This is a genomic window from Mangrovibacterium sp. (assembly GCF_059905295.1).
The window spans coordinates 1-14,212 of sequence record NZ_JBZQJF010000139.1 but is presented as its reverse complement, the minus strand read 5'-3'; the positions used below and the strand labels follow the sequence as shown (position 1 = coordinate 14,212).

The following is a 14,212-nucleotide window of genomic DNA, read 5'->3' as shown; positions in this document are numbered from 1 at the left end:
CAAATACCTCATTGCGAATTAACCCGCTTTGAGGTTTTTTCTTTCTTGGTCAGCTTTATCTTGTGGATTTTCAGACTTCAGTTTCTCTTCATAAGATGAAGCCTGATCGTAGAAATACTTAAACCGAATCATCCGGGCAATATTTTTGATCTCCTGTAAAAGTTGAAGTGCTTCGGTATTCCTGTTCTCATACTTCAAAAACTCGACCTGTACCAGGTAGTACCGTAATTTCACATAGTAATTGTAGTTTACCGAAACCGATTTTATTTCCACTTCTTTAAAGATCATCAGTGCTAAATCTGCTTCCCCGGTATTCAACAACGCCCTGGCGTAAAATGTCACCATCAGTTGGTACATCCAATTTGATTTATGGGCATACAGAACATACCTTTCTTGTAGTAAGTTGATAAATTCCCGAATTTCTTTGAAGCAGTTGGCATAGTTCAGCGCATTAATTATTAAATGCTCAAATATTGGGAAGTTATAAGGAAGTTGTGCTTTTGTATTTAGATAATGTTCTGAGAGATTGAGGATGTTTTTCCAATCATTTTTGTTCACTTTCAACTGTGCTGTTATCATTGCTCCATAGTAAAAGCCAGCGGTTAAAGGAGCAAGTTTTTCCGGATGTTTAACTTTTTTTAGCCAGTTGTATTCTTCCAGAAGATGCTCATTATTCCGGATGAAAAAATACTGCGTAAACTTCAAAAAATGACCATAAATTTGAGCGTCTTTTCCCGGATTGTTATTGAGATAGTAAGCGACATTATCACCTGAGTGGAGGGCGATTGAATCCATATCGAAGAACGTCTCGAAATAGAATAACTGGCCTGATCGTGTTTTGGCGTAATGAGGAATCAGGTAATCCCGCATTTCCTGATGTTTTCTTAATTCGGTATTAATGATATTGAATAGTTCCGGGTCGGCTTCAGATTCATAAACCATTAGTTGATTTGAGTTTTCTCTTGAAAACAGGGAGTAAATGTCCTTTAAAAATTCAATCTTCCGTTCCCTAAACGCGATCTTGACCAGGTATTTAATCAGGTTACATCGTAATAATTTATTTTCACTGTAATAGTCAATCACTTTCCGAATTAAATCCAGATCGAATTTATTTTCCCGAAGCCATTTATTCGCCAACATAAACTCCATTAAAACACTATTCGAAAAGCGGACCACTGTCGAATAGGAGAAATAACAGCCAGGAACAGTTAGCTCATTCAAAATATTTCGAGCAATCAGGTCTTTATAGGCTGCTGAGAATTCATCCGTGGCAGGAAGATCTTCTTTGTTAATTGGCGTCATTTTTCGACCGTATTCCGAGTGTTGGAGCAATGCATCGATAATCTTAAGCTTCTTCTCAGGGAAAGGTTCTGCTAATAAATTATCTGAAATAAACTCGTTTAATAGGTCAATCACCGTACAGTTTCCCTCACGTTTTTTTTGCAAGAATAAATTCAGAAAATAGGGTTGGGCAATCATTTCAGCAGTTTCCGGCGAGTGGAAACGGAGCTGTTGGTAAAGCTGTTTAGAATGTTTTTGTGCCAGAATTTCCTTTATCTCTTTTTTGCTTAATAAAGGGACATTGATCGTTTCGTTTGGTATGGCATTAAAGCTAACATCAAACCAAAGTTTTTTCACTGAAGGTTTCTTTTGCGCAATGCTTGTCAGAATTTTCCAGTTTTCAGGTTGGCATGCAATAATTAATTTGAACCAGGGAACACCTTCATACGAGGAAATGATATCAAGTAAGTTTTCAAGAAAACCAGTCAGCTTCTCCGTATGGTAAAATATTTCATTCAGGGCATCTATTATTAGCACGAATCGCCCGTTTACTTCTTCTGGTTTATCTCGAAAATAGTTGCTGAAACTATTTTGAGGTTTGAAATCTATCAGGTTGTGCAACCAATTAACTTCGTCAAACCGATTGATCAGGCTAATGAGACTACCTCCATCTAAAAGCAGAACGATTTCATTCGGGAATTTCGCTGCCTTTCCTTCAAAAAAATGTTCTGTTAGCTTATAGAGGAGTGTGGATTTCCCATAACCGCCTGGAGCAATAAAGGCTGTTGCAACCTTGGGGGAATGCAGGAAGGCATTTATTTTTCGCTCGGCAAACTCTCTGATCGGTAGATTGATTGTCTCAGCTTCGATCTTTGCTCCTATTGATTCCATCGAGCTTGCGGTAACGTATTGAATACGTTTTTTTAGCTGTTCCCACGAATTGAGATCAGAATAGCTGTGTTTCGAGTCTTCAAAGCTATTCGCATAATCTTCCCAATTTTTGAAACTCAAATAAATTGCAAGTGTGTCAAGTGTATATTTTGACGGATTAAAAGGTGTTATAATGATTCCAAAAAAACGTTTGAGCGTTGAAACGCTTAATTGACGGCCGGTAGTTTTCAATATCGAATCGGAGAGAATTTGGCAATCTTTGGCATACCGGATCTTATGACCGTATTTCTTTCGAATCTCCTCTTTTATGATCTCCTTTATTGAATTTACCTGCGTTCTCATGTCTCCCTATGACTAAAATGGTAAAAATACAATCCAGCAATGCTTTAATTTACGAATAAAAGCTGACCTCTCCAAGCGGAAAACCCTTATTGTTTAGGCTGATAAGTTGTCTGTCTTTTTTGATTGAATATGATTAATAACAAGATGTTGTTCGCATTACAATTTGTTCATGCGGTGCTCATTATTAATCAGACTTAGTGTTATTGATATGCAATAATAGAACATATGTAGGTTATTTGGAAGCGAATTATGTTTTTTTTATCGCAATTGTATGTCTAAATGACATTTTTATGGGAAATACTAATTTGTTCGTTCCGTGAATAAAATGAACGGGAAATGAATAGAAAAATATGACATATGTCAGGAATTAACATCTACCTTGCTTTGGTTTTCTTACTAACTAAAAACCAAGTGATATGATCAGAGGATTTAAAACTAACCCAAAGGATTTCAATTCAACACAAACTACGCATTCTGGTGACAAAAACACAACCGGAAGCTTATCTTATTCTGTTAAATCATTCGAAAAAGAAAAAAGTCGACAGGACTTTGTTGTGGACTGGCAAATGAAGAGTGCAACCAATCATGCCAATATCGATCCAAATTATTTTCATTAATTTTTTTGTTCAGGGCTAATTCTTGTGATCTCGAATTTCGATGGTGTGATTTCCTGACTGGAATTGCATTTAGGATTGATCAGGACTATTGGAAGAATACTTCATTATCAATTGGCCTTGTAAAGGTTCATCGTGAATGTTTAAAAATTGATTTATGATTGTACGGAAAGAATACCAAAAGAAGGATCGGGTATGTCGGGTTGTCTTTCAAATGATAAATGGAAATGGACTTTATGCCCGGAATATTCGTATTGTAGGCGAGTTTAACAATTGGAATAAGAAGGCTAAGCCTATGAATAAACCTAAAGAAGGTGTGTTTATTCAGGAATTGGAATTGGAGCCTAACCGTGAATATCAGTTCCGGTATTTGGTTGATGACTTTTTCTGGGAGAATGAACCACAAGCCGATGGTTTGATTCCAAGCGGAATCGACAAAGAAGATTATAATTCTGTTATTGTTGTTTAGTAATGCCAAATAATCAGCTGTGTCCGGTGGTTTTAGAGGACTGTCGGATTACAGCTGTTTTTTTATTTATCCCTTCCTTCACCACACCTTTTGAATGAGCAATGCTACCATCCGGCTCGTGGCGTAAATCTAACATCAAATTTGTAAAAAGAATCGGTTGCTAAATCAACGAGGATACCGATTGGTTTTCAAAATATTCTTATTTTGAAAGTAGTTATGGTATTATAAGAATGTACTATCCAGATTACAAAACCTCGTATTAGCCTATGGAACTCGGTTTATTAATTGATATTGTAATCATTTTTGCCTTGTCGACTACGGTAAATTATTTGTTTACCAAGATAAAGGTGCCTACTATTATTGGTTATTTACTAACCGGAGTTGTTACAGGGCCTTATGCCCTTGGATTAATTCAAGAGGATCATTCGATTGAACTGCTGGCAGAGATTGGCGTCGTTTTGTTGATGTTTACTATCGGTCTCGAATTTTCGATCAATCACCTATTTAAAATTCGCAAAGTCGTATTTGTCGGCGGCTTTATGCAGTTGTTACTAACAGCAGGCATTACGATGTTAATTGCGCGGATCTATGAGATTGGTTGGGAAGGTGCTTTGTTTGTGGGCTTTTTGACTGCTTTGAGTAGTACCGCAGTTGTTTTGAAGTTAATGCAGGAACGTTCGGAAATCACGTCGAATTATGGACGTACAGTTGTTGGTATTCTAATTTTTCAGGATATTATATTGATTCCCTTACTCCTTTTTACGCCCATGCTGGGAGGTGAGAGTACAAACCAATCGAATGAATTACTGTTGCTATTGGGAAAGACGATCGTTTTGGTTGGCTTGGTTTATATTGGCAATCGTTGGCTTATGCCGCGTGTGTTACAATTAGTGGCTCACACCAAAAACCAGGAATTGTTTATGATGAGCATTTTTGTGATTTGTTTGTCGGTTGCTTTATTGACTGCACAAATGGGGATCTCATTGGCTTTCGGTGCATTCCTGGCGGGATTGATGATTTCAGATTCGGAATACAGCCATAATGCCTTTGGGCACCTCATTCCCTTTAAGGATACTTTTACGAGTTTCTTTTTTGTGAGTATTGGAATGTTGTTGAATATTGGTTTTGTTGTTGAAAATCCGTTTCTGGTGTTTGGTACTGTTTTGTTGGTTTTGGTTATAAAAACCATTATTGCCGGTGGAACCGCCTTTGTGTTGGGGCATACCTTTAGAGGTACGGTTATGGTGGGGCTTGCACTTTCTCAAGTGGGTGAATTTTCGTTTATCCTGGCACAAACAGGTATGCGATATCAAATTATTGCCGACGATTATTACCAGCTCTTTCTGGCAGTAGCCATTATCAGTATGTCGGTAACTCCCTTGTTAATGATGGGCTCTAAAAAGTTAGCCGATCTTTTGCTCCGTTTACCTCTTCCGCAAACGTTGGTTGAAGGCCTGTTCCCGTTGCCTCAGATTGAAGTGCCAGCCTATACCAAGCATGCTGTGTTTATTGGGAAAGACTCCAGGGCACTGAACCTTTCATTCATGGCTAAATATATCGACTTGCCTTATATCTCGATTATTTTTGACCCAGGAACGGTGAAAAAGCTCCAGGAAAAAGGAGAAACAGTGATTTACGGAGATGCAGAGAATGAGCCTGTGTTAGAGAAAGCTCATGTCGATACTGCTGATGTTGTTGTCATTTCAGTCGGTAACCTGGTTATTGCGATGTCGATTATTGAAAAAATAAGGTTACTTAACCCGCATGTGCACATCATCGTTCGAACCAAGCATGTTTTTGATGTGGAAGAATTGTATAAAAACGGAGCCGACGAGGTAATTCCGGAAGAGTTTGAAACGGCTATCGATTTATTTGAAAAAGTATTGAAAAAACGTTTGGTTCCGCGTCGCGAAATTAATCGTCTGGTGGCGAAGATTAGGGATGATCATTATGGAATTTTTCGGGATGACAGTGATGACTCCAATCAAATATTTAAGGAGCTTCCGAACCTTGAAATTGTAGCAATGAAAGTGCGCGAAGGATCAGAAGTAATCGGTAAAACAATTAAAGAGATTCAGTTTCGGAAGGTTTACGATGTAACTTTAATTGCAGTGCTCCGGGAAGAAAAACTGATTGAGCACCCCGATGCAAAACAATGCCTGAAACAGAACGATATTGTTTATATCATGGGACGGGCAGAACAAATTTCGGCCGTGTTTGATGTTTTTGGGAAAGACGATCAATCGTAACCGAATAAAAAATCCCGGCTGCAAAAACCGGGATTTCCATTGATGTATGTGTTTGATTTAAACTATCAGCTTGTAACCTTTTCCATGAACGTTGATAATCTCAACTGAAGTTTCCTCTTTCAAATGCTTCCGAAGCTTCGTGATGTAAACATCCATGCTGCGGGCATTGAAATAGTTGTCGTCAATCCAGATTGTTTTCAGTGCAAAGTTACGTTCCAGAACTTTGTTTGCATTATTGCAAAGCAAACGTAAAAGCTCTGATTCTTTGGTGGTAAGCTTTACCTGTTCTTCTTTTTCCTCGTTGGTTAATATTTGCTTGCGCGGATCAAAAGTGAAACGCCCGAGTTTAAAGATCGTCTGTTCACTTCCTGAACTGTTTGAATCCTGCGTTGTCCGCCGGAGAATTGCTTCAATCCTGAAGATTAACTCTTCCATGCTGAATGGCTTGGTTATATAATCGTCGGCCCCGGTACGAAAGCCTTCCAATACATCCTCTTTCAGGTTTTTTGCCGAAAGAAAAATGATTGGAATATTTTGGTTGATCAGGCGAATGTCTCGTGCAAGCGAAATACCATCTTTTTTGGGCATCATAATGTCCAGCACACAAATGTTGTATTCGGCCTTTTTAAAGCCGGTATAGGCCAACTCTCCGTCGCCGAACAGGTCGGTTTCAAAGCCTTTGGCAATCAAATATTCTTTTAATAATAAGCCGAGGTTTTCATCGTCTTCGGCTAATAAAAGTTTTGCTTTTGTTTCCATCTTCTTTCAAATTAAGCGGGAAATAAAGAATAAATTTAGTTCCCTTATTTACAACACTTTCTACTTTGATTTTTCCCTGATGTGCATCAATAATTTTTTTGACGTAGCTGAGTCCTAGTCCAAAGCCTTTTACATCATGAACATTCCCGGTTGGAACACGGAAAAATCGTTCAAAAATTTGATCAATATGTTCTTTTGGAATTCCTATTCCATTATCTTTTACAGTAACCAACAGGTAGTTTCCTTTGTTTTCAGTTTTAAGTGAAATTTCAGGTTGCTCCTTGCTGTATTTAACAGCATTGTCTAATAAATTAAAAATTACATTGGTTACGTGTACCTCATCACCTTTAATCAGGTCTTGAGCTGCTATTAATTCAGCACTCAATTTCCCTCCTTTATTTTTTACACGCAACTCAAAGTTAAGAATTACGTTGCTAATTAGGTCATTAAAGTGAAATTCTTTAAACTTTAACTTCAATCGCCCTTCATTAAAGATGGCCATTTGAAGCACTTTTTCAACCTGGAAACTTAAACGTTTGCTTTCCTGTAAAATAACACTCGATATATGTTCAATTGTTTTCGGTGTGTTTGATACACTATTATCATGCAACATTTGGCTGGCCAGCGAGATTGTTGAGATCGGCGTTTTTAGCTCGTGGGTCATATTGTTGATGAAGTCGTTTTTGATGATTGACAATTTTTTTTGCTTCAGTATGATAAGGATCGTGTAGGCAAAGATAGCAATTAGCAAAAACGTCAGAATAGCTGTAGGTATAACCATAAAACCTGTTGCTTTCAGCAAGAACGTATCTCGTTTCGGGAAGTAAATCTTCAGATAGTTTGCTTTAGGATTTTCATCGTGCGGGAAGAGCACATCCCGATATTCTTTACGTTTATCCGGATTGTATCCGTTACTTCCAAAAACAAACTGTTCCTCTCCGAAAGGAAATGATTTGACTGCATATTTAAAGTCCAGGTCAATTCCGCTGGCTTTGAGTTCGCTATGGAGCAAATGTTCCAATTGCTGTTGGTCAATCCGTTCTTTTAAGGGCAGACTGGAGAAAAACTGCTGATTCATGATGTTCCGCCAAATGGCCACCCGTTCGTATTGGCGGCGTTCCCATTCCTGCATAATGTAGTTGTCGTAATCGTGAATCATATCGAATGCCGAAGGAAAATCGCCGGGTTGGCCTCTTTCATTCGATCCCACAGCAGTTGAATCCGAAAAGTTAACCGATAATTCCTCTCTGATGGAGCTTAATCCGTTACTTTTCGAGAATTCGCGGGCAAAACTGATAGCTTTCCGATTATTTTGACTTCCCAAATTTCCGCCGGTAATCGAATTCGGGAACAACGAGTTTCCCGAAGGATAATAGCCTGGCGCCAGGTTTGACATTTCCTTGCGTTCGAGGTTGTTAACAACTTGTTTTAGAACCCGGGAAACGGCTTGGTCGAATTGTTCCTCGCGGATATCAAAAGCTTTTTTTATGGAGTTGGATTGAACCAGAATCAGACTGGTCATAACCAAGGCCATTAATACAATTAGGCTTATGATGATCTTTTTGCTCATGGTAGCAAAGATAACTTTTTAAGATTGGTAGAAATCGCTACTTAACACAATTTAACACGGACTGAAAATCTGGCTGTTACCTCGTTTAAATGGTGCTTGAAATCGTTAACAGGCTTTAACATTTCTTTACAAGTCGGTACGTTGTGAATGGCTATCTTTGAAATGTGAAAAGCAATAAACAATTGTCTTTTTACGATTTGGGGTTTAACTGAGTTTTAACAAGGTGAATTTAGGTTTTGGTTTAGCGGGGTCAGAGGGCCCCGCTAATTTTTTATCAGTACCTAGTTAAAAGAGGCCTGATCTGTTTTTTTCAGATGCGTGATGGCTTGACGAGAGGCATTTTGTTGAGACTCTTTTTTCGAATTTCCTTCGCCTTTCCCAATTGATACTCCATCAGATGTAATGACAGTAATGAAGCTTGGGTTTTTGTTGTCTCCGGCCAAATGCTCTGTTGTTTCGAAATTAATTTCCTTTTTATTTTTTTGGCTCCACTCAATCAGCTGGCTTTTAAAGTTGGTATTGGTGTGTTGTACCTGATTTAAATCGACGTAAGTGGGAAGTATTTTCTTAATGATAAACTCCTTGGTGGCCTTATAGCCTTTGTCGAGATAAAGAGCCCCAATGATAGCTTCAAATGCATCGCCGTATATGTGGCTGTTTTCTGCCGTATTATTGGTATTCGACTTGATGTAGGTATTTAAACCGATCTGGTAGGTCAACTCGGTTAAGAAGCTTCGGTTAACCAACTTTGAACGCATTTGCGTTAAAAAACCTTCATCCTGGTTTGGAAAGCGGTTGTATAAAAATTCGGCAATAATAGAGCCTAAAATAGCATCCCCGAGGTATTCGAGCCGTTCATTATTGACATAGTTGCCCTGTGAATCAACCTTGGATGCCGATTTGTGAGTGAGAGCTGTCTCGTATAAGCTTATATTGCTGGGTGACAGTTCGAAAAGCGATTTTAAAAACAAATAAAACTCTTTTCGTTGAGATGAAAAGAGTTTTATTTTTTGTACGAATGATCGTATCACGTTATCAGTATTTCTTTAAAATTACTGAGGCATTGTGACCTCCGAAACCAAATGTGTTACTAAGAGCGTATTTTACTTCGCGTTCTTTTGCAACGTTGAAAGTGAAATCGAGTTTTGGATCGATCTCAGGATCATCGGTGAAATGGTTGATTGTTGGAGGGATAATTCCATTTTGCATAGCCAAAATTGAAGCAATGGCTTCAATTGCACCGGCAGCACCTAACAGGTGACCAGTCATCGACTTTGTGGAACTAATGCTTAAATTATAGGCGTGATCGCCAAAGCATGCTTGAATTGCTTTGGGTTCAGCAATATCTCCAAGAGGAGTTGAGGTACCGTGTACATTGATGTAGTCAATGTCTTCCGGCTTAATACCAGCATCTTCCAAGGCCCATTTCATAACCAAAGAAGCACCTTTACCTTCTGGATCAGGGGCAGTCATGTGGTAGGCGTCTGCTGACATCCCCCCGCCTACAAATTCAGCGTAAATTTTTGCTCCGCGGGCTTTGGCATGTTCGTACTCTTCAAAAATAAGAGCACCTGATCCTTCACCCATTACAAATCCATCGCGATCCTTATCGAAAGGACGTGATGCAGTTGCCGGATCATCATTACGTGTTGAAAGTGCACGCATCGAATTGAAACCTGCTAAACCAGCTTCGTTGATTGCTGCTTCCGAACCTCCTGTAATAAATACATCTGCTTTACCCATACGAATGTAATTGAAAGCTTCAATCATTGCGTGCGAGGCAGATGCACAAGCAGTTACAGTTGTGAAGTTCGGACCGCGGAAACCATAGCGGATAGACATTAATCCACCAGCTATGTTCGCAATCATTTTCGGAATAAAGTAAGGATTAAATTTAGGCCGAGACAGGTCGTATGCTTTTACTTCTTCGTAGAAAGTTTGCAAACCACCAATTCCTGCACCCCAAATTACACCTGCACGGTCTTTATTGAGCGTATCCAGATCAAGGCCTGAATCTTCAATAGCTTGTTGTGAGGCTGCAAATGCATAGAGTGTGTAAGGATCGTTTTTGCGAACCTCCTTTTTCTCAACGTAATCCGTTGGATCAAAGTTTTTCAACTCACATGCAAATTGAGTTTTGTGAAGTTCCACATCCATTCTGGTGATGCGACCACATCCACTAACTCCATTTTTAAGCCCTTCCCAATATTCCTGTACAGAATTACCAAGCGGGTTTACGGTTCCAAGTCCGGTAATAACTACCCGTTTAAATTCCATAAATTCTTGTTCTGATTTATTACTTTTTGTTTGCTTCGATGTGAGCGATAGCTTCACCTACAGTCGAGATCTTTTCAGCTTGGTCGTCTGGGATAGCCAAATCAAATTCTTTTTCGAATTCCATGATCAATTCTACAGTATCCAAAGAATCGGCACCTAGATCATTTGTGAATGAAGCTTCAGTGGTAACTTCGCTTTCGTCAACGCCCAATTTGTCGACAATAATTGCTTTTACTTTAGATGCAATGTCAGACATAGTTCTAATTTTAAGTTAATATTCAATTTTGTTTTTTAAAAAATCGGTGCAAAGTAATAAATTTACCCAAAATATTTCAAAATAAAATTGAAATAAATCGCTGGTTTTGCCCGCTAATAGCTTCTAGAGTAAGCTATAATTGAACAAGTTAGTCTAAAGTTCTAAAAATTAAAATTAAGACCTAAAAGTATGAAGAGAATTGCCATTTTTGCTTCAGGATCAGGCACTAATGCACAAAATATTATCGAGTATTTTAAAAATAGCCGGGATGTTGTAGTTGATTCGTTATGGTCTAATAATGAGGATGCTTATGCCCTTATTCGGGCTGAAAAGCTCGGTGTTGAAACATTCACCTTCGATCGGGATGAATTTTACCATAGCATCGATATACTCGAAGAGCTGAGCGACCGTAAAATTGATATGATTGTCCTGTCCGGTTTTCTTTGGCTGGTACCCTCGAGCCTTACAGCGGAGTTCACAACTGTTAATATTCATCCAGCCCTTTTGCCAAAGTATGGAGGTAAAGGCATGTATGGTAAGTATGTGCACGAGGCTGTTATTAATAATAAGGAGAAGGAAAGCGGTATTACCATTCATTACGTGAATGAGAAATACGACTCGGGAAGTATTATTTTTCAAGCTTCATGCGAAGTAAAGTCGGATGATAGTCCGGATTCGCTGGCTGCGCGTATTCATAAACTGGAGTATGAGCATTATCCGAAAGTGATTGAAGAATTGCTGCTAAAAGAGGAGGATAGTGAATAGATATTAGCTGTTTTTGTATCTTCAAACGAAACCTTTTAAAACAAAACCGATGGAAGATTTGGCTATTGGAACACGGGTGAAGCATTCCGTTTACGGCGAAGGGATTGTGAGTCGTTCTCACCTGACTATTTTCGAGATATTTTTTGAAAGAGGCGGAAAAATGGAACTGACCAAATATAACGCCGATCTTGAAATTATTAGTTCGCCGGAGCAGGAGCCACGTACTGGGTTAACGCTTAGCGAAGTTGAAAAAGCCTTGACTTATGTATTAGATAAGTACCAAGGAATAACATATGTCACAGAGCTTGCTGAGAAATGGAAGGGGGGAGTGCTTGAAATGAAACCGGCAAATTCGGATCTGCAAGCCAAGGAGCTGCCAATCGAGACTTTCTTTCATAAAATTGTGATGTTGCGGGATCGCCTGCGGGTGTTAGAGCAAAATATAAACAGTCATCCCAAGTTGGATGATCAGGATAAGGTGCAAATACAGCAATATATTACCAGGGCTTATGGAAGCCTGACAACCTTTAATGTTCTGTTTGCCAATAAAGATGACTATTTTAAAGGTCAATCGAAGTAAAATAAAGATATTGGAATAATACAGGAAAGCAGGCCATACGACCGGCTTTTTTGTGCTTTGTCAGCAGGTCGATGCTCGAATTCGCTTGATAAACTGACTTTTGTCTTCATTTTGAATGAAAAAGAATGCAGAACTTTGCAGCAAATATTCATCTATGGTAAAAACAGTATCATCGGATTTTATAAAGGGCCTGCCAAAGGCCGAATTACATGTTCATATTGAGGGAACATTAGAACCCGAGTTATTATTTGAATTGGCTAAGCGGAACCAAATTCAATTAAAATACCCAACGGTTGAAGCATTGAAGGAGGCTTATTCGTTCACGAAGCTTCAGGATTTCCTGGATATTTATTATGCCGGAGCAAATGTGCTTCAAACCGAGCAGGATTTTTATGACCTGACTTGGGCTTATTTGGAAAAAGCAAAGGCAGATGGTATTGCTCATGCTGAGATCTTTTTTGATCCGCAAACGCATACTGCTCGTGGCATTCAGTTTGAAACAGTATTTAATGGTATTAGCCGGGCATTGAAAGCAGGGGAAGAACAATTGGGAATTTCCACTAAACTGATCATGTGCTTCCTTCGACACTTGGTTGAATTGTCGGCATTTCATACACTGGAGCAGGCTTTGCCATATAAAGATCAGATTGTTGCTATCGGTTTGGATTCATCGGAACGAGGTAATCCTCCATCAAAATTTGCCGATGTGTTTGCAAAAGCCCGTAAGGAAGGATTTAACCTGGTGGCACACGCCGGCGAAGAAGGTACTGAAGATTATGTGCGTGAAGCGATTGATTTGCTAAAGGTCGATCGGATTGATCATGGTAATGCTTCGATTAATGATGATCATTTATTAAATGAATTGAATGAACGGCAAATTCCCCTTACACTTTGTCCGTTATCGAACAAAGCCTTGCAGGTTATTAGCCATATGGAAGAGCATCCCTTAAAGAAGATGTTGCATAAAGGCTTGGTGGTGACTGTTAATTCAGACGATCCGGCTTATTTTGGTGGTTATATCAATGAAAACTTGATGGCTGTTGCCGATTCTTTATTGCTCAATAAAGATGAGTTAGCCCAGTTGGCAAAAAATTCGTTTGCCGGAAGTTTTCTGAGTGTTGAGGAGAAACAAAAACATATTGAAATGATTGACCAGTATTGCGCTCAAAACGCATAACGGTTGAAAACTTACAATAAAAGGAGGTTCATGTGAGCCTCCCTTTTTCTTTTGTATCATGTCTTTATCGAAAATTGTCCTCTTTCTGTGCTATTGTTCGGGAACTTTAGTGAATGCAGTTGATTTCTGTGCAACGCCATTTACATAGGTGCTTAAAACATATTTTCCCGGCATTAAACGACTTAAATCCAATTTTATGTCGTCATTTTCAATACCGTTGAATTCATGTACTTCTACGTATTTCCCATCTTTGGTAATTAATAAACGGAGCTTAAATGTTTTGTGCGAGCTAATGTAAACTGTCGCAAAATTACTGATTGTCTTCGGGAAAAGGTCAATCTCAATTGGTTGGTTGATCGTATCTGGCTTAGCCGTATTATCCGCCTTAAAGGCATAGAAAATGCCATTACCACAATCGCCGTTGAAAAGATGAATTTGATTACCCTCTTTGTCTTTTAGGCGAAGTCGGCCGTATCCGGCAGTTTCTTTTGCCCAAAAAGATAGTCCGTCACCAGCTGTATCTACGAGCTGCAGTAAATAATTGCCTTCCGGTAATTTTAATGTGTCAATGTAGGTTGTTGTAGCCTCCAGCTCATCCGGTGTTTTCGAATAAATGGTGTCGTATGAACTATTAATAATGTAAAGCCAGTTGTCTTTAGGGCTGTTGTTTGTCAAAAAATCAACAACAAATGTCGAAGGGATAGAGGGGACGCTTTCAAAAAAGGTGTCCATATTGTTGTCGTTATCCCATTCGTCGTCAACACCATTGGGGCTATTGAGGGTTACGGCAAATGTATTTGTTCCCTTTTGAGCATCGATTTCTCCGGGAAGGGTAATGATTGCACTTTCATCGAAGCCCAGTTCCCCTGTCCAGTTAAATATTTTTTCTTTAAAGCCAACCGTTTTGTAAACGATCTCCAAGCTGGTTAAATCTTGACTTCCGAGGTTTTTGATTTTGATGATCGGGCTAAAACCTCTTGGG

12 protein-coding genes and 1 pseudogene are annotated in these 14,212 nt (G+C 39.0%); 6 read left to right on the top strand and 7 right to left on the bottom strand.

Going from position 1 to position 14,212, the window contains the following annotated elements; translation table 11 throughout:
- Positions 1 to 18 precede the first annotated feature (18 nt).
- On the bottom strand, positions 19 to 2,514 hold the full coding sequence (locus tag AC37HE_RS07260; RefSeq protein WP_500782139.1) for an NACHT domain-containing protein: 2,496 nt from the start codon (positions 2,512 to 2,514) through the stop codon (positions 19 to 21).
- A gap of 416 nt (positions 2,515 to 2,930) precedes the next feature.
- Here AC37HE_RS07260 and AC37HE_RS07255 point away from each other — a divergent pair, with 416 nt between their 5' ends.
- From AC37HE_RS07255 to AC37HE_RS07245, 3 genes are all read left to right on the top strand, one after another.
- Positions 2,931 to 3,131: a hypothetical protein gene (locus AC37HE_RS07255; RefSeq protein ID WP_500782138.1), complete on the top strand. Its 201-nt coding sequence runs from the start codon at positions 2,931 to 2,933 to the stop codon at positions 3,129 to 3,131.
- 154 nt (positions 3,132 to 3,285) lie between these two features.
- On the top strand, positions 3,286 to 3,597 hold the full coding sequence (locus AC37HE_RS07250) for an isoamylase early set domain-containing protein (protein ID WP_500782137.1): 312 nt from the start codon (positions 3,286 to 3,288) through the stop codon (positions 3,595 to 3,597).
- Between the two features lie 266 nt (positions 3,598 to 3,863).
- Positions 3,864 to 5,846, top strand: coding sequence for a monovalent cation:proton antiporter family protein (locus AC37HE_RS07245; protein ID WP_500782136.1), 1,983 nt, complete (start codon positions 3,864 to 3,866; stop codon positions 5,844 to 5,846).
- A 57-nt stretch (positions 5,847 to 5,903) separates the two neighbouring features.
- Here AC37HE_RS07245 and rprY read toward each other — a convergent pair whose 3' ends face one another.
- The 5 genes from rprY to AC37HE_RS07220 form a co-directional block, all read right to left on the bottom strand.
- A complete protein-coding gene (gene rprY / locus AC37HE_RS07240) occupies positions 5,904 to 6,605 on the bottom strand; it encodes a response regulator transcription factor RprY (protein ID WP_500782135.1) in 702 nt (233 codons plus the stop codon).
- Complete coding sequence (locus AC37HE_RS07235) at positions 6,565 to 8,175, bottom strand: sensor histidine kinase (RefSeq protein ID WP_500782134.1); 1,611 nt, start codon at positions 8,173 to 8,175, stop codon at positions 6,565 to 6,567. The genes rprY and AC37HE_RS07235 overlap by 41 nt, the downstream gene beginning before the upstream one ends.
- Positions 8,176 to 8,456: 281 nt before the next feature.
- A complete protein-coding gene (gene rnc / locus AC37HE_RS07230; RefSeq protein ID WP_500782133.1) occupies positions 8,457 to 9,146 on the bottom strand; it encodes a ribonuclease III in 690 nt (229 codons plus the stop codon).
- A 64-nt stretch (positions 9,147 to 9,210) separates the two neighbouring features.
- Positions 9,211 to 10,452: a beta-ketoacyl-ACP synthase II gene (gene fabF, locus AC37HE_RS07225; protein ID WP_500782132.1), complete on the bottom strand. Its 1,242-nt coding sequence runs from the start codon at positions 10,450 to 10,452 to the stop codon at positions 9,211 to 9,213.
- Positions 10,453 to 10,471: 19 nt separating this feature from the next.
- Positions 10,472 to 10,708: an acyl carrier protein gene (locus tag AC37HE_RS07220; RefSeq protein ID WP_107822175.1), complete on the bottom strand. Its 237-nt coding sequence runs from the start codon at positions 10,706 to 10,708 to the stop codon at positions 10,472 to 10,474.
- A gap of 189 nt (positions 10,709 to 10,897) precedes the next feature.
- Between AC37HE_RS07220 and purN the strand changes: the two genes are divergently transcribed.
- The 3 genes from purN to AC37HE_RS07205 all read left to right on the top strand — a co-directional run bounded on the left by purN (position 10,898) and on the right by AC37HE_RS07205 (position 13,230).
- A complete protein-coding gene (purN, locus tag AC37HE_RS07215; RefSeq protein ID WP_500782131.1) occupies positions 10,898 to 11,473 on the top strand; it encodes a phosphoribosylglycinamide formyltransferase in 576 nt (191 codons plus the stop codon).
- A gap of 49 nt (positions 11,474 to 11,522) precedes the next feature.
- A complete protein-coding gene (locus tag AC37HE_RS07210) occupies positions 11,523 to 12,053 on the top strand; it encodes a DUF8685 domain-containing protein (RefSeq protein WP_500782130.1) in 531 nt (176 codons plus the stop codon).
- Positions 12,054 to 12,207: 154 nt separating this feature from the next.
- Positions 12,208 to 13,230 carry an adenosine deaminase gene (locus AC37HE_RS07205; RefSeq protein ID WP_500782129.1) on the top strand — a complete coding sequence of 341 codons (1,023 nt, stop codon included), beginning with the start codon at positions 12,208 to 12,210 and terminating at the stop codon, positions 13,228 to 13,230.
- A 90-nt stretch (positions 13,231 to 13,320) separates the two neighbouring features.
- Here AC37HE_RS07205 and AC37HE_RS07200 read toward each other — a convergent pair.
- Positions 13,321 to 14,212, bottom strand: a pseudogene (locus AC37HE_RS07200) (peptide-N-glycosidase F-related protein); the annotation flags it as partial.